Annotated in this window: 29 protein-coding genes; 4 read left to right on the plus strand and 25 right to left on the minus strand. The window is 69.3% G+C overall.

Going from position 1 to position 25,200, the window contains the following annotated elements:
* Window positions 1-94: 94 nt before the first annotated feature.
* From MOQ72_RS26160 to dnaG, 3 genes are all read right to left on the minus strand, one after another.
* Entirely contained in the window at window positions 95-853 is a 759-nt protein-coding gene (locus tag MOQ72_RS26160; RefSeq protein ID WP_242188312.1) for a trans-aconitate 2-methyltransferase, read from the minus strand.
* A 64-nt stretch (window positions 854-917) separates the two neighbouring features.
* Window positions 918-1,457, minus strand: coding sequence for a hypothetical protein (locus MOQ72_RS26165; protein ID WP_242188313.1), 540 nt, complete (start codon window positions 1,455-1,457; stop codon window positions 918-920).
* Entirely contained in the window at window positions 1,454-3,343 is a 1,890-nt protein-coding gene (gene dnaG, locus MOQ72_RS26170; protein WP_242188314.1) for a DNA primase, read from the minus strand. Before dnaG ends, MOQ72_RS26165 begins: the two co-directional genes overlap by 4 nt.
* A 69-nt stretch (window positions 3,344-3,412) precedes the next feature.
* Here dnaG and MOQ72_RS26175 point away from each other — a divergent pair, with 69 nt between their 5' ends.
* Window positions 3,413-4,303: a sigma-70 family RNA polymerase sigma factor gene (locus MOQ72_RS26175; protein ID WP_242188315.1), complete on the plus strand. Its 891-nt coding sequence runs from the start codon at window positions 3,413-3,415 to the stop codon at window positions 4,301-4,303.
* A gap of 9 nt (window positions 4,304-4,312) precedes the next feature.
* Here the strand turns inward: MOQ72_RS26175 and MOQ72_RS26180 are convergent, their stop codons facing one another.
* The 5 genes from MOQ72_RS26180 to MOQ72_RS26200 form a co-directional block, all read right to left on the minus strand.
* Window positions 4,313-5,407 carry a serpin family protein gene (locus tag MOQ72_RS26180; protein WP_242188316.1) on the minus strand — a complete coding sequence of 365 codons (1,095 nt, stop codon included), beginning with the start codon at window positions 5,405-5,407 and terminating at the stop codon, window positions 4,313-4,315.
* 135 nt (window positions 5,408-5,542) lie between these two features.
* Complete coding sequence (locus MOQ72_RS26185; protein WP_242188317.1) at window positions 5,543-5,728, minus strand: hypothetical protein; 186 nt, start codon at window positions 5,726-5,728, stop codon at window positions 5,543-5,545.
* Between the two features lie 178 nt (window positions 5,729-5,906).
* Window positions 5,907-7,214, minus strand: a complete 1,308-nt coding sequence (locus MOQ72_RS26190; protein WP_242188318.1) for a deoxyguanosinetriphosphate triphosphohydrolase — start codon at window positions 7,212-7,214, stop codon at window positions 5,907-5,909.
* 309 nt (window positions 7,215-7,523) lie between these two features.
* The gene (locus tag MOQ72_RS26195) at window positions 7,524-8,135 is read right to left on the minus strand and encodes a YdcF family protein (RefSeq protein ID WP_242188364.1); all 612 of its coding nucleotides are present in this window, start codon (window positions 8,133-8,135) and stop codon (window positions 7,524-7,526) included.
* A gap of 187 nt (window positions 8,136-8,322) precedes the next feature.
* Window positions 8,323-9,708: a glycine--tRNA ligase gene (locus tag MOQ72_RS26200; protein WP_242188319.1), complete on the minus strand. Its 1,386-nt coding sequence runs from the start codon at window positions 9,706-9,708 to the stop codon at window positions 8,323-8,325.
* 257 nt (window positions 9,709-9,965) lie between these two features.
* On the opposite strand from MOQ72_RS26200, the gene MOQ72_RS26205 reads away from it, so the two are divergent.
* Together MOQ72_RS26205 and MOQ72_RS26210 are read left to right on the plus strand one after the other, a co-directional pair.
* The gene (locus tag MOQ72_RS26205) at window positions 9,966-10,418 is read left to right on the plus strand and encodes an ArsR/SmtB family transcription factor (protein ID WP_242188320.1); all 453 of its coding nucleotides are present in this window, start codon (window positions 9,966-9,968) and stop codon (window positions 10,416-10,418) included.
* A gap of 14 nt (window positions 10,419-10,432) precedes the next feature.
* Window positions 10,433-10,858: a Fur family transcriptional regulator gene (locus MOQ72_RS26210; protein WP_242188321.1), complete on the plus strand. Its 426-nt coding sequence runs from the start codon at window positions 10,433-10,435 to the stop codon at window positions 10,856-10,858.
* 15 nt (window positions 10,859-10,873) lie between these two features.
* On the opposite strand, the gene MOQ72_RS26215 is transcribed toward MOQ72_RS26210, so the two are convergent.
* The 5 genes from MOQ72_RS26215 to recO all read right to left on the minus strand — a co-directional run bounded on the left by MOQ72_RS26215 (window position 10,874) and on the right by recO (window position 14,886).
* Window positions 10,874-11,569: a TIGR03943 family putative permease subunit gene (locus MOQ72_RS26215; RefSeq protein WP_242188322.1), complete on the minus strand. Its 696-nt coding sequence runs from the start codon at window positions 11,567-11,569 to the stop codon at window positions 10,874-10,876.
* Window positions 11,569-12,573 (minus strand): permease, encoded by a 1,005-nt coding sequence (locus MOQ72_RS26220; RefSeq protein WP_242188323.1) that lies wholly within the window; start codon window positions 12,571-12,573, stop codon window positions 11,569-11,571. The genes MOQ72_RS26215 and MOQ72_RS26220 overlap by 1 nt, the downstream gene beginning before the upstream one ends.
* A 171-nt stretch (window positions 12,574-12,744) precedes the next feature.
* The gene (locus MOQ72_RS26225) at window positions 12,745-13,173 is read right to left on the minus strand and encodes a hypothetical protein (protein ID WP_242188324.1); all 429 of its coding nucleotides are present in this window, start codon (window positions 13,171-13,173) and stop codon (window positions 12,745-12,747) included.
* Window positions 13,173-14,012 (minus strand): isoprenyl transferase, encoded by an 840-nt coding sequence (locus tag MOQ72_RS26230; protein WP_242188325.1) that lies wholly within the window; start codon window positions 14,010-14,012, stop codon window positions 13,173-13,175. The genes MOQ72_RS26225 and MOQ72_RS26230 overlap by 1 nt, the downstream gene beginning before the upstream one ends.
* 61 nt (window positions 14,013-14,073) lie before the next feature.
* Window positions 14,074-14,886 (minus strand): DNA repair protein RecO, encoded by an 813-nt coding sequence (gene recO, locus MOQ72_RS26235; RefSeq protein WP_242188326.1) that lies wholly within the window; start codon window positions 14,884-14,886, stop codon window positions 14,074-14,076.
* Between the two features lie 81 nt (window positions 14,887-14,967).
* On the opposite strand from recO, the gene MOQ72_RS26240 reads away from it, so the two are divergent.
* The gene (locus MOQ72_RS26240) at window positions 14,968-15,321 is read left to right on the plus strand and encodes a DUF4190 domain-containing protein (RefSeq protein WP_242188327.1); all 354 of its coding nucleotides are present in this window, start codon (window positions 14,968-14,970) and stop codon (window positions 15,319-15,321) included.
* A gap of 12 nt (window positions 15,322-15,333) precedes the next feature.
* Here the strand turns inward: MOQ72_RS26240 and MOQ72_RS26245 are convergent, their stop codons facing one another.
* From MOQ72_RS26245 to hrcA, 12 genes are all read right to left on the minus strand, one after another.
* Window positions 15,334-15,753: a DUF2752 domain-containing protein gene (locus tag MOQ72_RS26245; protein WP_242188328.1), complete on the minus strand. Its 420-nt coding sequence runs from the start codon at window positions 15,751-15,753 to the stop codon at window positions 15,334-15,336.
* Window positions 15,750-16,145: a CD225/dispanin family protein gene (locus MOQ72_RS26250; RefSeq protein WP_242188329.1), complete on the minus strand. Its 396-nt coding sequence runs from the start codon at window positions 16,143-16,145 to the stop codon at window positions 15,750-15,752. The genes MOQ72_RS26245 and MOQ72_RS26250 overlap by 4 nt, the downstream gene beginning before the upstream one ends.
* Before the next feature lie 70 nt (window positions 16,146-16,215).
* On the minus strand, window positions 16,216-16,689 hold the full coding sequence (locus tag MOQ72_RS26255) for a CD225/dispanin family protein (RefSeq protein ID WP_242188330.1): 474 nt from the start codon (window positions 16,687-16,689) through the stop codon (window positions 16,216-16,218).
* A 127-nt stretch (window positions 16,690-16,816) separates the two neighbouring features.
* A complete protein-coding gene (gene era, locus MOQ72_RS26260) occupies window positions 16,817-17,725 on the minus strand; it encodes a GTPase Era (protein ID WP_242188331.1) in 909 nt (302 codons plus the stop codon).
* A 138-nt stretch (window positions 17,726-17,863) separates the two neighbouring features.
* Window positions 17,864-18,226: a cytidine deaminase-like protein gene (locus MOQ72_RS26265; RefSeq protein WP_242188332.1), complete on the minus strand. Its 363-nt coding sequence runs from the start codon at window positions 18,224-18,226 to the stop codon at window positions 17,864-17,866.
* Window positions 18,219-19,541: a hemolysin family protein gene (locus MOQ72_RS26270; RefSeq protein WP_242188365.1), complete on the minus strand. Its 1,323-nt coding sequence runs from the start codon at window positions 19,539-19,541 to the stop codon at window positions 18,219-18,221. Before MOQ72_RS26270 ends, MOQ72_RS26265 begins: the two co-directional genes overlap by 8 nt.
* A 17-nt stretch (window positions 19,542-19,558) precedes the next feature.
* Complete coding sequence (gene ybeY / locus MOQ72_RS26275) at window positions 19,559-20,125, minus strand: rRNA maturation RNase YbeY (RefSeq protein WP_242188333.1); 567 nt, start codon at window positions 20,123-20,125, stop codon at window positions 19,559-19,561.
* Complete coding sequence (locus MOQ72_RS26280; protein ID WP_242188334.1) at window positions 20,122-21,189, minus strand: PhoH family protein; 1,068 nt, start codon at window positions 21,187-21,189, stop codon at window positions 20,122-20,124. The genes ybeY and MOQ72_RS26280 overlap by 4 nt, the downstream gene beginning before the upstream one ends.
* 121 nt (window positions 21,190-21,310) lie before the next feature.
* Window positions 21,311-21,676 carry a histidine triad nucleotide-binding protein gene (locus MOQ72_RS26285; protein ID WP_242188335.1) on the minus strand — a complete coding sequence of 122 codons (366 nt, stop codon included), beginning with the start codon at window positions 21,674-21,676 and terminating at the stop codon, window positions 21,311-21,313.
* A gap of 318 nt (window positions 21,677-21,994) precedes the next feature.
* On the minus strand, window positions 21,995-22,738 hold the full coding sequence (locus MOQ72_RS26290) for a 16S rRNA (uracil(1498)-N(3))-methyltransferase (protein ID WP_242188336.1): 744 nt from the start codon (window positions 22,736-22,738) through the stop codon (window positions 21,995-21,997).
* A 93-nt stretch (window positions 22,739-22,831) separates the two neighbouring features.
* Complete coding sequence (gene dnaJ, locus MOQ72_RS26295; RefSeq protein ID WP_242188337.1) at window positions 22,832-24,004, minus strand: molecular chaperone DnaJ; 1,173 nt, start codon at window positions 24,002-24,004, stop codon at window positions 22,832-22,834.
* Window positions 24,005-24,064: 60 nt separating this feature from the next.
* Window positions 24,065-25,093, minus strand: a complete 1,029-nt coding sequence (hrcA, locus tag MOQ72_RS26300) for a heat-inducible transcriptional repressor HrcA (protein ID WP_242188338.1) — start codon at window positions 25,091-25,093, stop codon at window positions 24,065-24,067.
* Between the last annotated feature and the right edge of the window lie 107 nt (window positions 25,094-25,200).

The raw sequence follows: 25,200 nt of genomic DNA on the forward strand, positions 1-25,200 counted from the left end.
CAGCTCTTCGCGCTGACAACGACTACTTTAGCCCATGCTCGCCGGGCTTTTCAGCGGCCCCCCTTGCCGTTGATCGGTTCGGTGAAACCGCTGGTCAGCGCCGGTTTGCCGCCACGAAGATGCGGCGGAACGGGAACCAGGTCGTGCCGTCGGCACGCTGCGGGTACGCCGCCGCCAGGCGGGGCGCCAGCGCCGCGCGGAACTCCTCCCACTCCACATCGTCCAGGGCCGCTCGGACCGGTCGCAGCGCCGTTCCCGTTACCCACTCCAGCACCGGATCAGCACCGCGCAGCGCGTGGATGTAGGTCGTCTCCCAGGCGTCGACGTCCGCACCGAGGTCGGTCAGCACGTCCGCGTAGCCGATCGGTGAGAGCACCGAGTCCGAGCGCAGCACACCATCCACTCGATCTCGCCAGCGCGGCTCCGCGAGCAGCTCCCGGATCGCCACGTAGGACGGCGATTCGAAGTTGCCCGGCACCTGGAACGCGAACCACGCTCCGGCGGGCAACGACGTCAGCCAGCGCTGCAACAGCTCGACGTGCTCCGGCACCCACTGCAGCACCGCATTGCACAGCACGACATCGGTGTCCGACGACGGTTTCCAGTCCCGGACGTCTTCCCGCCTCGCAGGCACGCCGCGGGCTCGGGCCGCCGCGACCATCTCCGGCGACACGTCAGTTGCCTCGACAGTCGCCTCGGGCCACCGGTCGGTGAGCAGCGAGGTCAGGTTTCCCGCGCCGCAGCCGAGATCCACGACCCGGCGGGCTTCAACCGCCCCGACCCTGGCCAGCAGGTCGTGGGCCGGGCGGTCGCGTTGATCGCTGAAGGTCAGGTACTTCTGCGGATCCCACACACCGAGCCTCCTTAACAGTACGCACGTACTGTATATCGGCGGGTTCGTCGGTGTCGAGCGGGAATCAGTCCCGGTCGGGACCTTTCACCTGGCGCAACTGCTCGGCGACCGTCGCGGCGAACTCGGCCACCGCCGTCTCGTCCGCGCCCCGATCGGCCCGCACCTGCAACACGATCCCGTCCTGTCCGGGCACCTTGCGCTGCACGAACCACGCGCCGCCGCCGGGCAGGTCGCGGTGGTGCCGGGAGCGGATGGACTGGTTGACGCGCTCGTGGACGACGTCCGGCAGCCGCCCCGGCTCGATCAGCGGGAGTCGACGGCTCGGCTGGTCGTGCAGCAGCACCGCGCCGCCCGCCGAGCCCGTCTCCTCGGCCTCGACCAGCGTGAGCACGTCGTTCTGCCAGGTCGCTTTGCTGAGCAAGTGCCAGCCGAGGCGGCGGCCTTCGGGCAGCCACAACCCAAGATGCGTGGCGACCAGCGCGCCGTCCGCGGTCTTCGCCACCGCCAAGACCTGCTCGTCGGCCGCCAAGGTGCCGGGGAAGTCCGCGGGCACCTCCGCCGTGCCGCTCAGCCGCGCGATCAGCTGCCGCAGCCAGGAGATCACAGCGTTCCCATAGCTTGGTCCAGCAACGCCTTGCGGTAGCCCTCCAGCGCGACCATGTCGCCGAACAGCGCGTTGTACTCCTCGGCGTCCTCCAGCGGCGACATGCGCTGCACCTTGGACTTGATGTCCGCGATCTGGCGACTGACCAGCCGTTCCTGCAGCCGCGCGATCACCGCGGCCACGTAGCGCGGATCCTCTTCGGACTGCATCTCCAACTGCTCGACCGCGAGTTGGGTGAGCAGGCTGCGGGTGACCTGGCTCTCGCACTGCTGCGACACCGCGTCCACGAAGGCCGCTCCGGCGAGCCCGGACGTCGTGCCCCCAGCGGACAGCAACGCGCGGTGCAGGTCGGCGTACAAGGGCTCGGTGAACGCTTCCTCGGGCAACGAGTCGTACAGCGGCCCCGCCAACGCGGGTGCCTGCAACGCCGCCTTCAGCGCCTCGCGCTGCAAGAACCGCGGGTCGTGGCGCGGCGGGCGCTTCGGCAGGTCGACGTCCATGCCCAGCGAGTGCTGCGCCTCGTCGCGCCGGGGACGCCGCCGCGTCCGCACCGGTGTGCCAGCGCTCTGCCGCACTCGGCGCACCACCTGGTTCTCGTCGTTCCAGCCCGCCCACCAGGCCAGCTTGGCGGCGTAGCCGTCCCGGCTGGCCGGGTCCTTGATCTGCGCGACCAGCGGCACGGTTCGCTTCAGCGCCGCGACTCGGCCGTCGACCGAGTCCAGGTCGTATTCGGTGAGCAGGCTGCGGATGGCGAACTCGAACAGCGGCCGACGGCGGGCGACCAGGTCGCGCACCGCCGCATCGCCCTTGGTCTCCCGCAGCTCGCAGGGGTCCATGCCGTCCGGGGTGATCGCCACGTAGGTCTGCCCGGCGAACTGCTGCTCACCGTCGAATGCCTTCAACGCCGCCTTCTGCCCGGCATCGTCGCCGTCGAAGGTGAAGATGACTTCGCCGCGGAACGCGTCGTCGTCCATCATCAGTCGGCGCAGCACCGAGATGTGGTCGTCGCCGAACGCCGTTCCGCAGGACGCCACCGCCGTCGGCACCCCGGCCAGGTGCATCGCCATCACGTCGGTGTAGCCCTCCACGACCACGGCCTGGCGGCGCTTGGCGATCTCCCGCTTGGCCAGGTCGATGCCGAAGAGCACCTGCGACTTGTTGAAGATCGGGGTGGCCGAGGTGTTGACGTACTTGGCCTCGATCGGGTCGTCGTCGAACAGCCGCCGCGCGCCGAAGCCGACCACGTCGCCGCTGAGGTCCTTCAACGGCCACAGCAGGCGCCGGTGGAACCGGTCGATCGGGCCGCGGCGGCCTTCCTTGGACAGCCCGCCCTTGATCAGCTCGTCCAGCTCGAAGCCCTTCACCAGCAACAACTTGGTGAGCTTGTCCCAACCGGACGGGGCGAAACCGCAGCCGAAGCGCTCGGCCGCCGCCTCGTCGAAACCGCGCTGCGACAGGTATTCCCGGGCCTTCAGCGCCTCCGGCGAGCGGAGCTGCTCGGCGTAGAACTCGGCTGCGATGCGGTGCGCCTCGACCATTCGCGCGCGCGTGCCGCGGTCCCGCTTCGGGCCCGGCGTGCCGCCTTCGTACTGCAACTGGAGGCCGACCCGGTCGGCCAGCCGCTCCACGGATTCGACGAAGCCGAGGTGCTCGATCTTCATCAGGAAGGCGATGACGTCGCCGCCCTCGCCACAGCCGAAGCAGTGGAAGGTGCCGTGGCTCGGCCGCACGTTGAACGACGGCGTCTTCTCGTCGTGGAACGGGCACAGGCCCTTCTGCGCGCCGCCACCGGCATTGCGCAGCGCGACGTACTCCCCCACCACATCGTCGATCCGGTTGCGTTCGCGCACTTCGGCGATGTCGCTATCCCGGATCCTGCCTGCCACGCAACCCAGTCTAGGGCCATTGTGATCGTCACCTTCGGGGTGGCGTGGCGGTGCGGCAGAATCTTGGGCGTGTCCGCCAGCAACGCCGCGCTCGCCGCGGAATTCGACCAGCACCGCAGTCGGCTGATCGGCATCGGCTACCGGCTCACCGGTCGGCTCGCCGACGCCGAGGACGCCGTCCAGGACGCTTGGCTGCGGCTGGCGTCGACCGACCGCGAGGACATCCGCGACCTGGGTGGCTGGCTGACCACCGTGGTGAGCCGGTTGTGCCTGGACCGGATGCGCTCGGCGGCCGTCCGACGCGAGCAGTACGTCGGGCCGTGGCTTCCGGAACCGCTGGTGAGCTCGCTCGATCAGGATCCGGGTGACATCGTCGCCGGTCAGGACGATCTGCGGATGGCGGCGCTGCGGGTGCTGCACGAGCTGCCGCCGGACCAGCGGCTGGCCTTCGTGCTGCACGACGGTTTCGATGTGCCGTTCGCCGAGATCGCCGAGGTGCTGGGGTGCAGCGTCGCGGCTGCGCGGCAGCACGCGTCGCGGGCGCGGCGGGTGATGGCCGACGCCGAGCCGCCGCCGCGAGTACCGCTGCCCGAGCAGCAGAAGGTGTTGGAGGAATTCCTCGCCGCGGTGGCGTCCAAGGACATCGGTGCGATCACCCGCGTGCTGCACCCGACGGTCACGGTTTACGGCGACAGCGGCGGCAAAGCGCGCACGGCGCGCCGTCCCGTGGCGGGCATCGACAAGGTTGCCCGCTTCATCGTCGGACTGCTGGCGAAGTACGGCGACGGGTTGGTCGGCGAGTTCCGACCCGTGCTGGTCAACGGCGATCTCGGGATGCTGTTCCCCGGCACCGACACCCTGCCCGAGCCCCACGTGTTCACGCTGGCGGTGCGGGACGGCCGACCGGCGGCGATCTTCGACATCGTCAACCCGGACAAGCTCACCCGCGTGCCCTGGTAGTGGCGGGCGTCAGCTCGGATCGGTGATGCGGGCGAGGAAGTAGACCGCTCCGGTTTCCTGGTGGCGCACCAGGAACAGGAACGGCCGGTCCACCTCGACGCGAATCGGCTCCGGTTCCCGGACGATCGCGGTCAGCCGCATCATGACCGCCGTCGCCGCGGCACCTTCCAGGCCGCTTTCGTCCACTTCCAGGACCGACTGGTGCACGATCGTGGAAACCCGCAGCGGCTGGTCGGTCAGCGGCGCGAAATCCGCGGCTCGGGTGAACAAGGTGTGCACTCCGAGCGCACCGAGCGACCTGGTCAGTTCGGCGTCGCCGGTGACGTCGAACTTCGGCAGGAACAGTTCCACCCGCTGCTGCTCCACCGCGCCGAGCAGCCTGCCCAGCCGAGCGGCGTCGAGGTCGGGTTCGGCCGTTTCCAGGTCGGTGTCCGGCAGCAGCACCACCGCCTCGACTCCCCCGGCCGCGGGCAGGCTGACGACCTGCCAACCTTCCGCCGCGGCGTGGCCGAAGCGGCGGGTGGCGTGCATGGTCGGCACCTCCCGGTCGCGCGCGGGGGCGTGGAACGGCCGCTCGGTCGTGGCCTTCTCGTCGAACGCTTCCCGCCAGGACACCTTCAGGTAAAGCGCGTTGACCAGCGCGGCTACCGTTTCCGGATCGACCGAACCGGCGGGCAGCAGTTCGGGGATGAGGTCGCGCGTGGTCTCCGCGACGTCAGCGTTGATCAATTGTCGGGACTTCTCCGGATCAGTCCGGAAGGGGGCGTTGCGCACCGCGCTGCCGGGCCAGTCCTTCAGCGCGAGCAGGTAGGACTCCTCGACGGGCAGTGCCTCGTGCGCCCAGAGGGTGTTGGCCACCGCCAGCACCGGCGGTTCGGCGGCCGAGCCGGTGGTCAGTTCCGCGGCGCAGCCGAGCAGTTCGAGCAGCCCGGCTGGTTCGGTGCGCAGCGCGTTGACCAGCTCTTCCCTGGTCTGGCCGCCGGTCGCGGTCGCGGCCAGCCCGAGCGCACTGGCCACCGAATACGGCGACCAGCAGAACGGGCGGTCCACCGGCGGGGCGAGCCGCCGGTGCAAGGACAGGCTGAAGTCGAGGTGTTCGCTCACGCCGCTGCGCTCCGTTCCGCGTCGACAGACTCGGGCTGATCCCGAGTCTGCCAGCCCAGCACGGCCCGTGGCTCGTGACGAGGTGGCGGGTTCTTGCCTGCTTCGCCGGTCACGACCCCTGCGCGACGCGGGCGGTCAGCGGATGGATTCTTCGACGTCCGACAGGCCCATCAGGCGGAGTTCCTGGGCGATGTAGTGCGCCGCGCGCTGTGCCGCCGGGTCCTGCCAGCGCAGGTCGGTGACCCAGTCGGCCAGGTTGTCGGTGTTCACGTACGGCTCGCCTCCGACGACGAGTTTCTGGATGTAGTGCCGGTTGCGCATCGGGGTCTCCTTGCGACCCGGAGGCTCGGGGCCGGGCCGCGGGTTGTCGGTGCGCCGCGCGCGGACAACCTGACGGGGATCGGGGCTGTGCCGCCGACGTTCGGGATTCGCCGGACAGCACTCTGAGTAATGATACTGACGGTAAACATCAGATCAACTCTCCCCTTTCGGATGAATGTCACATAGGGGTTACCACGTTCCGTACATGCTTTCGATGCCATCCGATCGCCTGCGCGTCCGTCAGCGACGCGACCTGGTCCAACACCACCCGGAACCGCGCCGCATCGTCGGCCGCCCGCCGCCAGGCCGACGCCATCGCCGGGTCCAGCGACTCGGGGGCTCCCTCGGCCAACGCCCACACCAGCTCGGTCAGCAACATCCGCTGCCGCTCCTGCATCCGCAGCCGCTGCGGATCGCTCATCACGTACCGCAGCGCGACCGCTTTGAGCACCGCGACCTCGGCCACCACGGGCTCGGGCACGACCAGGTCCGCGCGGTACCGGGTGAGCGGCCCCGGCCCGAACCGCTCGATCGTCCCGGTCACCGCAGCGGCCACGAAACGACCCACCAATTCGCTGGTCAGCCGCTTCAGCGCGACCTGCGCGCGGAACGTCCCGTCGTAGTCCAGCACCGCGGCCACCACCGGCCACCGCACCAGCTCCGCCGCAGCTCGTTCGAGCAGCCCGGCGGTGTTCTCGGGACCGTCGCCCCAGAAGTGCTTGTCGGCCATCCGGACGATCTCGGCGCGCTCGTCGCCGCTGGTCAACGAGCGCAGCGAGATCCGCCCCGACAGCACCCCGTCCTCGACGTCGTGCACCGAATAGGCCACGTCATCGGCCCAGTCCATGATCTGGGCCTCCAGGCACCGGCGGTCCGGCGGCGCGGCTTCGCGCAGCCACTCGAACACCGCCAGGTCGTCGGCGTAGACGCCGAACTTGGCCCGGCCCGGTCGTTTCGGCCACGGGTACTTCGTCGCCGCGTCCAAGCACGCGCGGGTCAGGTTGAGGCCGCGGCCAACATCACCGGACTCGGTCAACTTCGGCTCCAACCGGGTGAGGATCCGCAGGGTCTGCGCGTTGCCCTCGAACCCGCCGCAGCCGTTCGCCAGGTCGTTGAGCGCCCGTTCGCCGTTGTGCCCGAACGGCGGATGCCCGATGTCGTGCGCGAGGCCCGCGGTGTCCACGAGATCGGGATCGGCGCCCAGGGCGGTGGCGATACCCCGCCCGATCTGCGCCACCTCCAACGAGTGGGTCAGCCGGGTGCGCGGCACGTCGCCCTCTTCCGGGCCGACGACCTGCGTCTTCCCCGCCAACCGGCGCAGCGCCGCGGAGTGCAGCACCCGTGCGCGGTCCCGCGCGAATGGGCTGCGGTCGTCCGAACGAGCCCCCGTCGGCACGGCCAGCTTCGGCGGCTCGGGAAGCAGCCGCCGAAGATCGTGCTCGTCGTAGCCGGGCGGGGTGGCACCCGACGGGTCTGCGGTGCTCATCGCGCCCAGACTACGGCCAGCACCCGACATACCCCCGCAATTGGAAGGTCTGCGGGTTGGCTTGTGCTCCTAAGAGCCCGCGCACCCTGCAAGCGGCTGTGTGGCGGTGGTGCGGTTGGCGTCAGGCAAGCGGCGAAGCCGCTTCCAGGCACCGCCGCAACTTGCACCGCCGCGGGTTCACGGTGCCCACCCCTCCGGGGTTCTCCCCGCGAGGACAGCCCCGACGCCGCGTATTGGACGGGATCCCGGAGTCGAGACGGCCGCTGAGGTTCCGCTACCCGCACCGCTACGCAAGCCAATCCGCACTCTCTAACCCAGTCCGTCGCCGGTGAGTTCTGCTGAGGCGTGCGTCAAGCGGTAGTACAGCAGCGCACCGGTCTCCCGGATGATGTAGCGGAACTGGACCTCCCGGGTCTGCACCACCGGCCCGGAACGCGCGGGCGACGCCCACGACTGCAGCCCCAGGTCGTTGGCCATCGTCCTAGCCCGCAGCGAATGCCAGGGGTCGCTGACGATGAGCGCGCTGCTCCAGCCGCGCTGCTCCGACAACTGCGCGACGGCCGCCATGCTGCCCAACGTGTCGCTACCGACGTCGACGTCCACGATCTGGTCGGCGGGCACACCCTTGCCGGACAACCACTTCTTGCTGGCCTCCGCCTCGGTGTAGGCGTCACCGGGCAGCCGTCCGCCGACCGTGACGATGTACTTCGTCAGACCGTCCTGGTAGAGCTCCAGCGCCTGTTCGAGCCGAGCCAGCAGCACGTCCGAAGGCTTGCCGTGGTACTGCGCGGCACCGAGCACGACCACGATGTCCACCGGCCGCCGGTCGTCGGCGCGCGCGACCTGCCACACCCGGAACGCGGTGCCGCCGACCACCAGCAGTCCCACCAACAACGCGCCGACCACGACTCGCCCCAGCATCCGGCTGGGGCGGGAACGGTGGGCGGCTCGATAGGGGCTCACGCTGGCATCCTCACAGATCTTCCCGGAACCCCCGTCGCGGTGAAGCCCTCAGCAGTCGCTACGGCTGAGGTCTTCGGCAGCTCATCGGCGGCGGCCAAGCGGACAACCCGCGCCACCACCTCCGCAAAACGACCCACACACCCTCTCAGCAGCTGATGAGGCGAACCGCGAGGTACTCCTCCAGCTTGTCGATCGCCACCCGCTCCTGCGACATCGTGTCGCGCTCGCGGACCGTTACGGCGTGGTCGGACAGCGAATCGAAGTCGACGGTCACGCAGAACGGCGTGCCGATCTCGTCCTGCCGCCGGTAACGGCGGCCGATCGCCCCGGCGTCGTCGAAGTCGACATTCCAGTTCTGGCGCAGCTGAGCGGCGATGTCGCGGGCCTTCGGCGACAACTCGGCGTTGCGCGACAACGGCAGTACCGCCACCTTCACCGGCGCCAACCGGCGGTCCAGCTTCAGCACGACGCGCTTGTCCACACCGCCCTTGGCGTTGGGCGCCTCGTCCTCGTAGTAGGCGTCGATCAGGAACGCCATCATCGGCCGCCCCACACCCGCGGCGGGCTCGATCACGTACGGCCGGTACCGCGAGTTGCTGGCCTGGTCGAAGTAGGACAGGTCCACGCCCGAGTGGTTGGAGTGCGTGGTCAGGTCGAAATCGGTGCGGTTGGCGATGCCCTCCAGCTCACCCCACTCCTGGCCGCCGAAGCGGAACCGGTACTCGATGTCGACGGTGCGCTTGGAGTAGTGCGACAGCTTCTCCTTGGGGTGCTCGTACTCCCGCAGGTTGTCGCGGTTGATGCCCAGGTCGGCGTACCACTTCAGGCGCTCGTCGATCCAGTACTGGTGCCACTGCTCGTCCTCGCCGGGCTCGACGAAGAACTCCATCTCCATCTGCTCGAACTCGCGGGTGCGGAAGATGAAGTTGCCGGGCGTGATCTCGTTGCGGAACGACTTGCCGATCTGGCCGATGCCGAACGGCGGCTTCTTGCGCGCCGTGGTCATCACGTTGGCGAAGTTGACGAAGATGCCCTGCGCGGTCTCCGGCCGCAGGTAGTGCATGCCCTCTTCGCTCTCCACCGGGCCGAGGAAGGTCTTGAGCATCATGTTGAACTCGCGCGGGTCGGTGTACTGGCCGCGCACGCCGCAGTTCGGGCACGGGACCTCGGAGAGGTCGTCCTCGGCGATCTCCTTGCCGGTGCGCTCGGCGTACTCCTCGGCGAGCTGGTCGCCCCGGAACCGGTGGTGGCACGAGGTGCACTCCACCAGCGGGTCGTGGAAGGCGGTGACGTGCCCGGATGCCTCCCAGACCTGGCGGGGCAGGATCACCGAGGAGTCCAGGCCGACGACGTCCTCGCGGCCCTGCACCATGGACTTCCACCACTGGCGCTTGATGTTCTCCTTGAGCTCCACGCCCAGCGGTCCGTAGTCCCAGGCCGACCTGGTACCGCCGTAGATCTCCCCGGACGGGTAGACGAAACCACGGCGCTTGCAGAGATTGACGATCGTGTCGATCTGGTCGGCGGGCACGTTCACTCCGGAATCATCGCTGGATACGTCGAACCAACTGGTCGGGCTGGAGTTTCCCAGCGTACCGATCCCGACGCCAACGGCATTCGCCTGGGCTGGCCACCGGACACCCCCGGCGACGTCGACGGGACGTGCGGTATTGATGTGACAGCTCAGGTGAGGCGTACCCGTAGGATGGGGTCGTGGAGCGTCACTGCGTTCCAGCGACGTCACCGCAGCCAGGCGACCCCGCGTCGAGGCACGCCGGAAAGGAAACGATGTCCGCCGTCAGCCCGGATTCCGAACCGGCCCGGTCGACTGCGGGCCCCGGTCTGGACAGCCCGGACGACCAGGTGCACTCGCGGGAGCGGGATGCGCACCCGGCGCCGTTGCGGGACCAACGGGTCCTGGCCGAAGCCGGGGAGCTGTTGCGGGCGCTCGCGGCCCCAGTGCGCATCGCGATCGTCCTGCAACTGCGGGTCTCGGAACGCTGCGTGCACGAACTGGTCGACGCGCTCGGCGTGGCCCAGCCGCTGATCAGCCAACACCTCCGGGTGCTGAAGTCGGCCGGGGTGGTCTACGGCGAGCGGCACGGCCGGGAGGTCGTCTACCGGCTCGTCGACGAGCACTTGGCGCACATCGTGGTGGACGCTGCCGCGCACGCGGAGGAGATCTCCGGAACCCGGACGCGCGGACCGGCGCCACGTTCCATGGCATCCAACGGCCGATAGGAGACGGAGACAGCGTGACCACCGGCGAGGGTCCCACGGTCGGCGTACCGGGACTGCGGGCCACCAAGCAGCGAGCGGCGGTGTCGAACCTGCTGGACCAGGTAGAGGACTTCCGCTCCGCCCAGGAACTGCACGAGGAATTGCGGCGGCAGGGCGAAGGTATCGGCCTGACCACGGTCTACCGCACGCTGCAAACCCTGGCCGACGCGGGCGAGGTCGACGTGCTGCGCACCCCGTCGGGCGAGGCCGTGTACCGGCGGTGCTCCAGCCACCACCACCATCACCTGGTGTGCCGCCACTGCGGGCGGACCGTGGAGGTCGCCGATCCGCCGGTGGAGAACTGGGCCGAGCGGATCGGCCAGGAGCACGGCTTCTCCAACGTCAGCCACACGGTGGAGATCGTCGGCACCTGTCCTGAGTGCACCGCCCGCGGCTTGTGACCCGGAAATCCACGGTCAGTACTCGTAGGTGTCCTGCGGGGCGGGGATCTGCTGGATCGTGATCGCATCCAGGGTGGGCACGTAGTCGTTGGCTTCCGTAGCGGTGCCCGGTCGCAGCTTGCCGGTCACCTCGATCCAGGTGTCCGCCGGGAGCTCGGTCACCTGCGCTGGAGCCGCGAGGTCCACCTTCACCGGGGCCGCGTCGGCGGCGCAGCAGCTGATGCGCATCCGGGCCAGTTGCGTCGTGCCCGGCGTCGGATGCACCACGAAGCCCTGCAGGCGCACCGTCCGGCTGTTGAGCGCACCGCTGTCGTCCCAGATGACGCGGGTGACGAACTCCGACATGCTCAGCAGCGGCGCCTGCTCGGGCGGCAGGTTCGGGAACAGCGATTCCTTCGGGGGCGGCGCGGCCACCCGATCTCGGGTCACCGAATCCGCGCCGAGCGCGGGCGGGGCGATCAGGAAGATCGCGAACACCGGCAGCAGCAGCATCCAAGGGCTGCGCGAGCCGTGCTCGTGGTGGTCGACACCGCCGGAGCGGATGTCGCGGACGATGGCGAATGCCGCCAGCCCGATCATGATCACCCCGGCCACCACCAGCCACGGGAACAGCGACGGCTTGACGTAGCGGAGGTAGCTGCCGCCCAGGGCGATCTTGAGCAGCGCACCGCCCAACAGCAGCAACAGCAGGTTCTGGGTCTCGCGGCGCATCACGAACCTCCCAGCAGCACGGCTCCGACACCGACGGCGCAGCCGATCGCCACCGCGAAGGTGGCGGGCGCGAACCGGACGGCGAAGCGGCGTCCGAAAGCACCGGACTGCAGCGCGATCAACTTGAGGTCCACGGCCGGGCCGACGACCAGGAACACCAACTTCGGGACCAACGGCAGCCCCGGCATCGACGCCACCACGAACGCGTCGGCCTCGCTGCACAACGCGAGCACCACCGCGAGCACAGCCATGACCAGCACCCCGAGCACCAGCTGACCGCCGAGCGACTCCAGCCACTGCGTGGGCACTACGACGTTGAACACCGCGGAGGTCAGACCGCCGAGCACCAGGAAACCGCCTGCCTCGACCAGGTCGTGCCTGGCGGACTCGGTGAACACCACCCACCGGCTGCCGGATCCGTGCTGGGCCTCGACCCGGCGCAGCGCCCGTTCCGCCAGCCATTCGGCCTTGCCCAGCCGGGCCCACAGCCAGCCCATCACGCATGCGGTCAACAGCGAGCCGAGGAACCTGGCCAGCACCATCCGCGGCTCGCTGGGGAAGGCGACCGCAGTGGATACCAGGACGATCGGATTCACCGCCGGTGCCGCCAGCAGGAAGGCCAGCGCCGCAGCCGGTGCGACACCCTGCTGCATCAGGCGCCGCGCCACCGGCACCGATGCGCACTCGCAGCCGGGCAACGCCACGCCTGCGACACCCGCGACCGGCACTGCCGCCGCGGGATTCGCGGGCAGCAGCCGACGCAACGCGTCCGGTGGGACGAAAGCCGCGATCAGACCGCTGACCAGCACACCGAGCACGAGGAACGGCATGGCTTGCACGCAGACGGCGACGAACACGGTCGAGCCGGTGCGCAGCGCCGGGACGTCCAGCAGGGAACTCAACTGCTGCTGGAACACCACGGCGACGACCAGCAGTCCGCAGAGCACCTCCAACGAGGTGATGAGGGGGCGCCGCGTGCGCGGCGGGTCGGCGATCTCGGTCACCGGGCTATCGTGCCAGTTCGAACTGATAGTCGTTCGCGCTAGTGCATCCCAGCGCCAGCAGCACCCGGAGACCTCGGCTGAAACCCACCAAAAGCCCTGCTCAACAAGGCTCCAACCGGCAGCGCCGGACACACCGACGCGTCCCCCGACGGCATGACCAAGCGCGGCCCGCTAGTTCGCGGTGCCGCCGGGTTTGGTGAGGAGTTCGGTGCGCAGCTGGGACGCCGTCGCCACCACGAGCATCAGCAGCGTGCCCAGCGGCGTAGCGGCCATCCCCTCCGCCGGGAAGGCGTATCGCAGGGTGACGTCCATGCCGCGCTCGGTGCGCACCACGCCGAGCGTGCCGAACAGGCCCTGCCCAGCACGTTCCGCCACCGATTGCGCGAGCTCGTCGGTGGGCGGCAGGTCCCATGCGACCACGCAGGTCAGGCTCAACACGGTCAGGCCCTCGGCGAGTTGCATCGCCTGCACCGCGCACGGCACGTCGGAGTGCCGGAAGGTCAACGCGCCGTCGTCGTCGACGTGCACGTCGTGGTAGCTCTCCAGCGCATCCTTCGCGGCGGTCATCAACCGTGCGGTGGTCGCGGCTTCCTGGGTCATCAATTGCCCTCCTGAGCGGAAACGGCAGGCTCGCCGGTCGCCCGATCGATCGCCCCGCCGAACCGCCGGTCGCGGCGCGCGAACTCCTCGCACGCCCGCCACAGGTGCCGACGATCCACATCGGGGAACAGGGTGTCCTGGAAGACGAGTTCGGCGTAGGCGGACTGCCAGAGCATGAAATTCGAGGTCCGCTGCTCGCCGGACGGCCGGATGAACAGATCGACGTCCGGCATCTCCGGCTGGTAGAGGAAGCGGGCCACGGTGCGTTCGTCGACCCGGTCCGGGTTGATCTTTCCGGCCGCCACCTGCCGGGCGATCTCGCGCGCGGCGTCGCCGACCTCGGCTCGACCGCCGTAGTTGACGCACATGGTCAGGTTCATGACCTCGTTTTGCCGGGTGCGCACCTCGGCGGCCTGCAGTTCGTTCACCACGCTGCGCCACAGGCGCGGTTTCCGGCCAGCCCAGCGCACCCGCACGCCCATTTCGTCCAACTCGTCGACGCGGCGCCGGATCACGTCACGGTTGAAGCCCATCAGGAACCGCACCTCGTCCGGGCTGCGCTTCCAGTTCTCGGTGGAGAAGGCGTACAACGACAGCCACTTCACGCCGATCTCGATCGCACCGCGGGCCAACTCCAGCACGACCGCCTCACCGCGCTTGTGGCCCTCGATGCGCGGCAGACCGCGCTCGTTGGCCCACCGACCGTTGCCGTCCATCACGATGGCCACGTGGTTGGGCACGAATTCCGGTGGCAACGCTGGTGGCTTGGCACCCGAAGCGTGCGGTTCCGGCATCCGCACGGTCGGGTCGTCCTTGCCTCGCGCACGGCGTCGCAACATAACGTGGTTCTCCTTCGGACTGCTGGGCGTGAGGTCTCATTGTCCTCGCCCGAATCGATCATCAGTTCAGCGCCTGTCCCGCACCGTCCTCGGCCGTCGCGACCAGGGCGACATCGGCGGCGCGCTCCCGGATCAGCTCCGGGACGCTCCGCTCGACCAGCGGCAACGAGCGCAACTGCCGTTCCATGTGCCACTGCAGGTGAGCCGCGATCAGGCCGCTGGCCTCTCGGCGGGTCGAGTTGGCCGCCGTCTCCGCGGCCGACCAGTCGCCGTGCAGCAGCGACTCCATCAGCGGCAAGGTGTGCACCGAAGGCCGCACCGAACCGGCCGGGCGGCATCGAACGCACACCGCGCCACCGGCCTGCACGTTGAACGCGGCGTGCGGGCCCGGTTCGCCGCAGCGCGCGCACTCGGCGAGAGCTGGCGCCCAGCCCGCGAACGACATCGCGCGCAGCAGGAAAGCGTCCAACACCTGCGAAGAGTCGCGTTCCCGGTCGGCCAAGGCCCGCAGCGCGCCGATGGCGAGCAGGTAGAGCCGCAGCACCGGTTCGCCTTCCTCAGCGGCCAGCCGGTCGACGGTTTCCAGCACCGCGCACGCCGCGGTGTAGCGCTGGTAGTCGTCGACGATGTGCGCGCCGAAGGCGTCGACGGTCTGCACCTGGGTGATCACGTCGAGCGTGCGGCCGGTGTAGAGCTGCACGTCGATGTGGCAGAACGGCTCGACGCGCGCACCGAACCGCGACGTCGTCCGGCGCACTCCCTTGGCAACCGCGCGAACTTTGCCGTACCGCCGGGTCAGCAAGGTTATGATCCGGTCCGCCTCGCCCAGCTTCTGCACCCGCAGTACGACCGCGGTATCCCGGTAGAGGCTCACCCACCCATCATCACACCCTCGGGGACCGGTCCCCGAGGCCAGGCGGAGAATCAGGGATGTTTCCGCGCTGAAAGGACATGCATGTCGTATCCGTACGACCAGAACCCGTACCAGCCGGCTCCGCCGCCCTACGGCCCGGGTTTTCCGCAGGGACCGCGGAACAACGGCATGGCGATCGCCTCGATGTGCGTGTCACTCGCCGCGATCTTCACCTGCTACGGCGCGATCCTGATCGGGCCGGTCGGCGCGATCCTGGGCCACGTCGCGATGCGCGAGATCAACCGGAACCCGCAGGCGTACAACAACCGCAGCATGGCACTGGTCGGCATCATCGTCGGCTGGGTGGTACCAGCGCTCTGGGCACTGGTCATCATCTTCATCATCCTGGGGGCCACCGGCGTCCTTGGCCCAAGCGTCCAGGACTCCTTCGACTAGCGGGTGTTGGAACTAGACGTAAAGCGCGCTGAACGGCGGGAACGGCAGGTTCCTGCTCACCGACCAGACTGCGATCAGGACCAGCCCCACCATCGGCGACCAGCGCCACTGCTCCCAGGTCGGCACCCGGCGGCCGCGCCAGCGGCCCAACACCCAGGCGCCCCAGGTCCACAGGAAGAACGGGATGAACACCACGGCGGCCGCGTTGAAGTGCAGCGCCGAGAGCAGGTCACCGTGCAGCAGGCTGTAGAACATGCGAGTCGCGCCGCAGCCGGGGCAGTCCAGGCCGGTCAGCCACTTGATCGGGCAAGGCGGCAGCGGAAATCCGGCATCGGAGGTCGGATCGGCGGCCAGCACCACACCGGCCGCCGCACAACCGACCAGGACCGTCGCGGCTGGGAACAACATCGCGCGAAAGCGGGTGGCGGTCACCATTCCGAACTGGAACCGGCGGCGAACCCGAACACCACGATCATGATCACGAAGTAAGCGATCATGGCCAGGATGTAGAGGCCCAGGAGGCTGGCACCGACGATGACGGCGACCTTGCCCCACTTCTTCGCGTCGTCCGCGGAAGCCTGGGCCTGGGCGTACTGCCCCTGCCACCACAGCGAGTTGACCTGCAACGACTTGATCAACGAGGGAATCCCGAAGGGCCAGCAAACCAAGATGCCAGCGATGGCCCAGCCCAGGTTGTTGTTCACCGGCACGGGTGTGACGCCGAACTGCGCCGCGTAGGAGTACGGCTGCGGCTGCATCGGCGGCTGAGGTGGCGGCGCCGGTTCCTGCGGTGGTACCTCAGCGGGCTCGGACGGATCGGTCATGGCATTCCCCAGGCAGGATTCGTGGCGCCGTTGCGGTCAGTCTCGAGCTGTCCGCAACGGCATCACTCGATCAGTAGGAGGAGTAGGAGCTCGCGGTGGCGGCGATGATCACGAAGAACACCACGTAGAACAGGATGATCAGCACCCACCAGCACGCGCCAGCGATGATCCCGATCTTGCCCCACTTCTTGGCGTCATCCGCGGCGGCCTGGGCCTGCTGGAACTGGCCCTGCGCCCACAGGTTCTGCACCGAAGTGGCCTTGATCAACGACGGGATCGCGAACGGCCAGCACAGGAAGATCGACCCGATACCCCAGCCGATGTTGTTGTTCGGTGGGGCGCCACCGGGCTGGGGAGGCCCGTACGGGCCGGGCTGCCCGTAGGGATTCGGCTGCCCGTACGGCTGCTGCGGCAACGGCCCCGAAGGCGGCCCGTACGGCTGCTGCGGGTTGGGCCCCGACGGGGGACCGTATCCGCCCGGCTGCTGACCGTAAGGGTCCTGCGGGTTGGGCCCGGACGGCGGACCACCATAGGGATTAGTCACGTTTTTTTCCTTCAACTGTCAAACAAAAGCCGATGTGCCCTCGCCGGTGCACGAAGACCGGGCAGGAACGTACCTGAGACGCGGTCGCGACACGCTGAGTTCCCGGCAATCCGCCGCGAAGTTGTGATCAGAACCCCAGCTTTCGCAGCTGCTTCGGGTCGCGCTGCCAGTCCTTGGCGACCTTGACGTGCAGGTCCAGGTAGATCTTGCTGCCCAGCAGCGCCTGGATGTGCCGACGCGCCTGCGAACCGACGGCGCGCAGCCGCTCCCCGCCGCGACCGATGACGATCGCCTTCTGGCTGGAGCGCTCGACGTAGAGCAACGCGTGCACGTCGATCAGATCGTCGCGGCCCTCGCGGGGCACCATCTCCTCGATGGTGACGGCCAGCGAGTGCGGCAACTCGTCGCGCACGCCCTCCAGCGCGGCCTCCCGGATCAGCTCGGCGATCAGCGTGGTCTCCGGCTCGTCGGTCAACTCGCCGTCCGGGTACAGCTGGGGTCCCTCCGGCAGCTGCTCGACCAGCAGATCGGTGAGCACGTCTACCTGGAAGGAGTCCACTGCGGACACCGGAACCAGGTCGGCGAAGTCCATCACCTGCTGCAGGTCGAGCAGTTGCTGCGCCACCTGCTCCTTGCTCACCAGGTCGGTCTTGGTGACGATGCCCAGCACCGGGGTGCGGCGGGCGATCTTGGCCAGCTGCTCGGCGATGAACCGGTCCCCCGGACCGACCTTCTGGTCGGCGGGCACGCAGAACCCGACCACGTCCACTTCGGACCACGTCTCGTACACCAGGTCGTTGAGCCGCCGCCCGAGCAGGGTGCGCGGTCGGTGCAGGCCAGGGGTGTCCACGATGATCAGCTGCGCGTCGGGTCGGTGCACGATGCCGCGGATGGCGTGCCGGGTGGTCTGCGGCTTGCTGGAGGTGATCGCCACCTTCGAGCCGACCAAGTGGTTCGTCAGCGTCGACTTCCCGGCGTTCGGGCGGCCGACGAAACAGGCGAATCCGGAGCGGTGCGCATCTGCGGAGCTGGTCACCGCACCATTGTGCCGACCGACCGGCCACCCCAGCCCACCGGGCGCCGTTCCCGCTGTCGGGTGATGGGTGAAGGGCACCTGTGACCCACTTACTTGGTCACAGGTGCCCTTCACCTCGAAAAGATCGCGCGATCGGGGTCAGGTCGTGATGCCGAGGACGTCGCCGCGGGCGTTGGCGCGGAGGATCGGCGCGGTCGCGGTGAGGTCGTGGGCCGCCGCGATCGAGGCGGTGTCGACCGAGTCGGCGTCGGTGACCACCGCCGCGGCTTCGAGTCCTTCGGCGCCGCTGGAGACCGCTGCCGCCACCGCTGCTTGCAGCGCGGTCAGGCGCAGCGACGGGAGGGCGACCGTGGTCGCCGCGTAGGTACGGCCGTCGGTGTCGCGGACCGCGGCGCCCTCGGCCGCTCCGGTGCGGGCCCGAGCCGACCGCGCGAGCGTGACGATCTTGGCGTCCTCCGAGTCGATTTCCCGCGGGGCCACCGCTTCGACGTGCTCAGCCACGAGTGTTGCTTCCCTCCTGGTCAGCACCGCGCAGCGGTGCTTGGTCCGTGTTCACCGACCGGACGAGCAGCGCGTTGATGCGAATCCGCCCGCGGTGGTCCTTGCCGCCTTCGGCGCGCAGCCGAAGCCCGGCGATCTCGGTCTCCGCGCCGGGCAGCGGGACCCGGCCGAGCCGCTGCGCCAGCAGTCCGCCGACGGTCTCCACGTCCGAATCGTCGAGCTCCACGCCGAACAGCTCGCCCAGGTCCTGCACCGGCAGCCGGGAGCTGACCCGGACGGTTCCGTCTTCGAGCCATTCGATCGGGCGGTGCTCTTCCAGGTCGGACTCGTCGGTGATCTCGCCGACGATCTCCTCGATGATGTCCTCGATGGTCAGCAATCCGGCCGTGCCGCCGTACTCGTCGACCGCGATGGCCAGGTGGCTGCGGGAGAGCTGCATCTCGCGGAGCAGTTCGTCCAACCGCTTGGTGTCCGGCACGAAGCTGGCCGGGCGCATCAGATCCGCCACCGCCGGACCCGCCTCGTCGCGGCCGTCCAGCACGGCGCGGGTCAGGTCCTTGAGGGTCACCACGCCGACGATGTCGTCGACGCTCTCGCCGATCACCGGGATGCGGGAGTACCCGGAGCGCAGGCACAACGCCATCGCCTGCCGGGCGGACTTGGTCTGCTCGATCCAGATGATCTCGGTGCGCGGCACCATCACCTCGCGGGCGAGGGTGTCGCCGAGCTCGAAGACCGAGTGGATCATCTCGCGCTCACCCGCGGCCACCACGCCGCGCTCCCCGGCGAGGTCGACCAGCTCGCGCAGCTCCACCTCGGTGGAGAACGGTCCTTCCCGGAACCCCTTGCCGGGCGTGATCATGTTCCCGATCAGGATCAGCAGCCTGGTCAGCGGGTTGAGCACCCTGGCGAGCACCCGCACCGGCGCGGCCACCTTGAGCCCGATGCCGTAGGGGTGCTGCCGCCCGAGGGTGCGCGGGCCGACGCCGACCAGCACGTACGACGCCACCAGCATGATCAGCAAGGCGAACAGCACCGCCCATGCCTCGGAGCGGGCCATCCGCAGGGCGACCACGGTGACCAGCACGGTCGCGCCCAGCTCGCAGGCCAATCGCAGCAACAGCAGCAGGTTCACGTGCCGGGGCCGATCCGCGAGCAGGTGCGCGAGCTGCTTGGCGCCGCTGCGGCCCTCGCGGACCAGTTCGTCGGAACGAGCGCGGGACGCCACTGTGATGGCGGCCTCGGACGCGGCGAACACCCCTGCAGCCAGCACCAGCAGCACTGCCACGATCAGGAACGCGGTGGAATCGGTCAACGCCACCGCCGACTCCCCTAGTTGGCGGCGGCCGGGCCGCCCTGCGGCGACTCCGGCTCGTCCAACCCGACTGCGCCCAGCAGCCGGGCATCCGCACTGCGCTGCGCCGCCACCCGATCGGCCTCCTCCAGGGCCTCGCGGTAGTCGGCCAGGATCCGGTTCTGCAGGCCGAACATCTCCCGCTCCTCCTCCGGCTCGGCGTGGTCGTAGCCGAGCAGGTGCAGCACCCCGTGCACGGTGAGCAGGTGCAACTCGTTCAACAGGCTGTGCCCGGCCTTGCGGGCCTGATCCCTGGCGAACGCCGGGCAGAGCACGATGTCCCCGAGCAGCGCCGGTCCGGACCCGGCGGAGTCCGGTCGGCGGGCCGAGTCGTACTCGTCCATCGGGAACGACATCACGTCGGTGGGACCGGGCAGGTCCATCCACCGCTCGTGCAGGTCAGCCATCACGTCGAGCTCCACGAGCACGATCGACAGCTCGGCGAGCTGGCTGACGCTCATCTTGTCCAGCGCGAACCGGGCGACCGAGACGATGGACGCCTCGGGCACCGCGACGCCTGATTCGTTGGCGATCTCGATGCTCATGCCCGTCCCCGTCGCTGCCCGTTGCGCCGACCGGCCCGGTCGTGGTGGTCGGCGTCCTCCAGGGCGTGCCAGCGGTCGTAGGCGTTGACGATGTCGGTGACCAGGCGGTGCCGCACCACGTCATGGCTGTCCAACAGGGCGAAGTGCACGTCGTCGACGCCCGAGAGGATCTCCTGCACGACCTTCAGCCCGCTGCGCTGGCCGCCGGGCAGGTCGATCTGGGTGACGTCACCGGTGACCACGATCTTGGAGCCGAACCCGAGCCGGGTCAGGAACATCTTCATCTGCTCCGGCGTGGTGTTCTGCGCCTCGTCGAGGATGATGAACGCGTCGTTCAGGGTCCGACCGCGCATGTAGGCCAGCGGCGCGATCTCGATGGTCCCGGCCTGGGTCAGCCGCGGCACCGACTCCGGGTCGACCATGTCGTGCAGCGCGTCGTACAGCGGCCGCAGGTAGGGGTCGATCTTCTCGTAGAGCGTCCCCGGCAGGAATCCGAGCCGCTCGCCCGCTTCGACCGCGGGACGGGTGAGGATGATCCGGTTGACCTGCTTGGCCTGCAACGCCTGCACGGCCTTGGCCATCGCCAGGTACGTCTTGCCGGTACCGGCGGGGCCGATGCCGAAGACCACGGTGTGGTGGTCGATGGCGTCGACGTAGCGCTTCTGGTTGAGGGTCTTGGGGCGGATCGTCCGACCGCGCCGGGACACGATGTCCAGGCTGAGCACGTCGGCTGGCGACTCGTTGTGGTCGGCCGAGAGCATCGCGACGCTGCGGCGGACGGTGTCCGGCGTGAGCTGGCTGCCCTTGGCGATCAACGCGATCAGCTCGGCGAACACCCGTTCGGCGAACGCGACCTCCGCTGGATCCCCGGACAGCGTGACCTCGTTGCCCCGGACATGGACATCGGCGGTGAGCAGATCCTCCACCACCCGAAGGTTCTCGTCCCTGGTTCCGACCAGCGTCAACACGACGTTGTCGGGAACGGTCACCTTGGACTGCGCTGTTGCGGTCTGGGGATGCTCTCCGGACTGGGCGGCGGCTCCACCCGCTGCAATACCGGCCACGTGTTTTCGGGCCTGCTTTCTGCGCGTTCGCGCGGGTCGTACGGTCAGTTCTGCATGGCGTCGATGGTAGTCCACTCGGCACGCGATTTGCCGCCATCAGCCCTACCGGATCGGCAGCGGATCAGCCCTTCAGCGGCCCACCGGTCATACCGCCCAGCGGTTCGCCGCCCAGCAGGTGCAGGTGCACGTGGAAGATCGTCTGCCCGGCGTCGGCGTTCGTGTTGAACAGCAGCCGGTAGCCCGATTCGGCGATGCCTTCCTGCTCGGCGATGTCGCGGGCGACGGTGACCAGCTCGGCCAGCAGCTCCGGGTCGGCGGCGGCCAGCTCGCCGGCGTTGCGGTAGCGCTTCTTCGGCACGACGAGCACGTGGGTCGGCGCCTGGGGATTGATGTCGCGGATCGCGATCACCCGATCGTTCTCGTGCACCACGTCGGCCGGGATCTCGCGGGCGATGATCCGCAGGAACAGGGAGTCCAAGTCGCTCATGCCGGAAGGTTATCCGAGCCGTCCGACTGGGCTCGATCATCGCAGGACCTGCTGGGCTTCCCCGGCACGCTGCGCCGCAATCGGGTCTGGGGGTTGCCCCGTTTGCGGCGCAGCTCTCGCCGGACCGAGGGGGGAGGTGTCCGGCGAGTGCTGGGGTCCGATGCCCCGTGCGGCACCGGTTGCGACGAGACCTCGTCGCGATCTTTCGCAACCGAGAGTATCGCCCTGTCAACCGTTCGCGCTATGGATCGAGCAAAGTTTTTGATCTTCCTAGCACTACGTCACTCAAAGCAAGCAATTCATGGTGCCGGAGACGCGCTAGGTCCATCGATCGGTGCGGACGCCGAGCGCGCCGAGGGCGACTGCCGCGGCGGTCGAAGCGCGCAGCACGGTCGGACCCAGCCGTACGACGTGCGCGCCAGCTGACGCCAGCGTTGCGAGTTCGTCGCTGGTCACGCCGCCTTCGGGGCCGACGACCAGCACGAGCTCGCCGGTCGGGGGCAGATCGATCGATGCCAACGGGGTGCTCGCCGCCTCGTGCAGCACCAGCGCCGCATCGGCGCGGCTGACGATCTCGCCGAGTTGCTTGGTGCTCACCGGTTCGTCCACCGGCGGCGTCCAAGCCCGCCGCGCTTGCTTCGCCGCCTGCGCGGCAGTGCTGCGCCACCGCGCCAGCGCCTTCGCGCCGCGCGGACCGTCGTCCCACTTGGCCACGCACCGAGCGGCGCGCCACGGCACCACCGCGTCCACGCCCGCCTCGGTGGCCAGTTCCACCGCGAGTTCCCCCCGGTCTCCCTTGACCAGCGCCTGCGCCAGCCGGACTCGGAGTCCGGGCTGCGGGACGTGCCAGGTCTCGGAAACCGCCAGCTGCAAGGAATCCCGTGCGACCGACACCACTTCGCAACGGGCCAAGCCGCCCTGCCCGTCGGAGAGCAGCAGCAGTTCGCCGGGTCGCAGGCGGCGCACGGTGGCCGCGTGCTTGCCTTCCGGACCGTCCAAGGCGGTCCCGCCGACAGCGGGCAACCGCTCGACGGAGAACACCGGCAGCGAGGATTCCGACATGTCCGGCCTCGGTTCTTGTCTTTCCAGCGGCGCGGCCGCGGGTTCTCAGGCAGAGGCAGCGTGGGACCCGCGGTGCAGCCGAGGATCGGGCAGTCAGCGGTGGCCGAAGGACCGGAAGCGGGAGAACAGCCCGTGCCGGTTGCCGTTGCCGTTCGCGGTCACCGTCGGCTCCGGCTGCTCCTCGCCGCGCAGCGTGGCGAGCTGGCGCAGCAGGTCGGACTGGGTGTCGTCGAGCCGGGTCGGCACCACGACATCGAGGTGCACGTGCAGGTCGCCGTGCCCGCTGACCTTGCCGTTGGAGCGCAGCTTGGGCAGTCCCCGACCGGTGAGCACGTGCTCGGTGCCGGGCTGGGTGCCGGGTTCCACGGTCAACTCCTCCCGGTCGCCGTCGAGCGCCTCCAGCACGAGCACGGTGCCCAGCGCGGCGGCCGTCATCGGCAACTCGACGGTGCAGTGCAGGTCCGCGCCGTCGCGGGTGAACCGCTCGTGCGGCAGCTCCTCGACCTCGACGAACAGGTCACCGGCCGGGCCACCGCCGGGCCCGACCTCGCCCTCCCCGGCCAGCCGCACCCGCATCCCGTCGCCGACCCCGGCCGGGATCTTGACGGTGATGGTGCGCCGCGCGCGGACCCGGCCGTCGCCGCCGCACTGCTGGCACGGGTCGGTGATGACCTCGCCGAAACCGCGGCAGACCGGGCACGGACGGGACGTCATGACCTGGCCCAGGAACGACCGCTGCACGGACTGCACCTCGCCGCGACCACCGCAGGTGTCGCAGGTCGACGGGGCGCTCCCGGCGCGCGAGCCGCCGCCGTCGCAGGAGTCGCAGAGCACCGCCGTATCGACGGTGATGTCCCGGTTGACGCCGCTGGCGCACTCCTCCAGGGTCAGCTCCAGCCGCAGCAGCGCGTCCGAACCCGGCTGGACCCTGCTGCGCGGACCACGCCCGGATCCGGTGGCACCGCCGCCGAAGAAGGCGTCCATGATGTCGCCGAGCCCGCCGAATCCGGCGAACGGATCGCCCATGCCGCCCCCGGCGCCGCCGCCGTTGGACAGCGGATCACCGCCGAGGTCGACGATCTGCCGCTTCTTTGGATCGGAAAGCACCTCATAGGCAGCCGTCACTTCGCGGAACCGCTCCTGCGCTGCCGCATCGGGGTTGACGTCCGGGTGCAGTTCCCGTGCGAGCTTGCGGTACGCCCGCTTGATCTGCTCGGGTGTCGCGTCCCTGGCCACTCCGAGGGTCGCGTAGTAGTCCGTGGCCACCTTCTCCGTACTTCCTCTGCTCGATCAACGAGTTCACGCCGGTCACACGCCGGTGCAGCTTCACCGGCCGATCAAGATCTCCCCCACGTAAGAGGCGACGGCCCGGACCGCCGCCATGGTGCCCGGGTAATCCATCCGGGTCGGCCCGACCACGCCGAGGCCCCCCAGCACCATGCCATCCGAACCACCGTATCCGGTCGACACCACCGAGGTCGTCTGCATCTCCTTGGCCTCGTTCTCCATCCCGATGCTGACCCGGACGGTGTCCGAGTCGCGGGCGGCGGCGAGCAGCTTGAGCACCACGACCTGCTCCTCAAGCGCTTCGAGCACCTGGCGCAGCGAGTTGGGGAAGTCGGCGACGTTGCGGGTCAGGTTCGGGGTGCCGCCGAGCACCATCCGTTCCTCCGGGTGCTCCACCAGCGACTCGATGAGCACGCTGCACACCCGGATCAGCGCGTCGCGCAGCTCCGGCGGGGCCTGTTCGGGCAGTTCGGCCACCGCGACGGAGGCGTCCGCCAGCCGCTTCTCGGCCATCGAGGCGTTGAGCACGTTGCGCAACCGCGCCACGTCTTCGTCGGTGATCACGTCGCCGAGGTCGACCATCCGCTGGTCGACGCGCCCGGTGTTGGTGATCAGCACCAGCATCAGCCGGGCCGGGGTGATGGTGACGACTTCGACGTGCCGCACCGTCGACCGGGTCAACGTGGGGTACTGCACGACCGCGACCTGCTGGGTCAGCTGCGCGAGCAACCGCACGCTGCGCCGCATCACGTCGTCGAGGTCCAACGCCCCTTCCAGGAACTTGTGGATCGCGCGGCGCTCAGGCGAGGTCAGCGGCTTGATGTCGTGCAACCGGTCCACGAACAACCGGTAGCCCTTGTCGGTCGGCACCCGACCGGCGCTGGTGTGCGGCTGGACGATGAGGCCCTCCTCTTCCAGCGCAGCCATGTCGTTGCGCACCGTGGCACTGGACACCCCGAGGTTGTGGCGGTCGACGAGCGCCTTCGAACCCACCGGCTCCTTGGTCGACACGTAGTCGGCCACGATCGCCCGCAGGACGTCGAAGCGGCGTTCATCCGCGTTCACCACGCCACCTCCTTCTCGTCCCAGCGGCATTCGCGCAGAAAACTCGCCCGGGCTTGCCTCGCCCGGAACCGAGCCTGGGTACCACCTTCGAGTTTACGGTGTTCTCCCAC

This window comes from Saccharopolyspora soli (assembly GCF_022678645.1).
Taxonomy (GTDB): domain Bacteria; phylum Actinomycetota; class Actinomycetes; order Mycobacteriales; family Pseudonocardiaceae; genus Saccharopolyspora; species Saccharopolyspora soli.

Bases quoted from the DNA above. Each gene is read 5' to 3' on its own strand.
- MOQ72_RS26185 (WP_242188317.1), bottom strand. From the start codon at position 5,728: ATGCGCAACCGGCACTACATCCAGAAACTCGTCGTCGGAGGCGAGCCG.
- MOQ72_RS26190 (WP_242188318.1), bottom strand. From the start codon at position 7,214: ATGAGCACCGCAGACCCGTCGGGTGCCACCCCGCCCGGCTACGACGAG.
- MOQ72_RS26195 (WP_242188364.1), bottom strand. From the start codon at position 8,135: ATGCTGGGGCGAGTCGTGGTCGGCGCGTTGTTGGTGGGACTGCTGGTG.
- MOQ72_RS26205 (WP_242188320.1), top strand. From the start codon at position 9,966: ATGTCCGCCGTCAGCCCGGATTCCGAACCGGCCCGGTCGACTGCGGGC.
- MOQ72_RS26215 (WP_242188322.1), bottom strand. From the start codon at position 11,569: ATGCGCCGCGAGACCCAGAACCTGCTGTTGCTGCTGTTGGGCGGTGCG.
- MOQ72_RS26225 (WP_242188324.1), bottom strand. From the start codon at position 13,173: ATGACCCAGGAAGCCGCGACCACCGCACGGTTGATGACCGCCGCGAAG.
- MOQ72_RS26230 (WP_242188325.1), bottom strand. From the start codon at position 14,012: ATGTTGCGACGCCGTGCGCGAGGCAAGGACGACCCGACCGTGCGGATG.
- MOQ72_RS26240 (WP_242188327.1), top strand. From the start codon at position 14,968: ATGTCGTATCCGTACGACCAGAACCCGTACCAGCCGGCTCCGCCGCCC.
- MOQ72_RS26250 (WP_242188329.1), bottom strand. From the start codon at position 16,145: ATGACCGATCCGTCCGAGCCCGCTGAGGTACCACCGCAGGAACCGGCG.
- ybeY (WP_242188333.1), bottom strand. From the start codon at position 20,125: ATGAGCATCGAGATCGCCAACGAATCAGGCGTCGCGGTGCCCGAGGCG.
- MOQ72_RS26285 (WP_242188335.1), bottom strand. From the start codon at position 21,676: ATGAGCGACTTGGACTCCCTGTTCCTGCGGATCATCGCCCGCGAGATC.
- MOQ72_RS26290 (WP_242188336.1), bottom strand. From the start codon at position 22,738: ATGTCGGAATCCTCGCTGCCGGTGTTCTCCGTCGAGCGGTTGCCCGCT.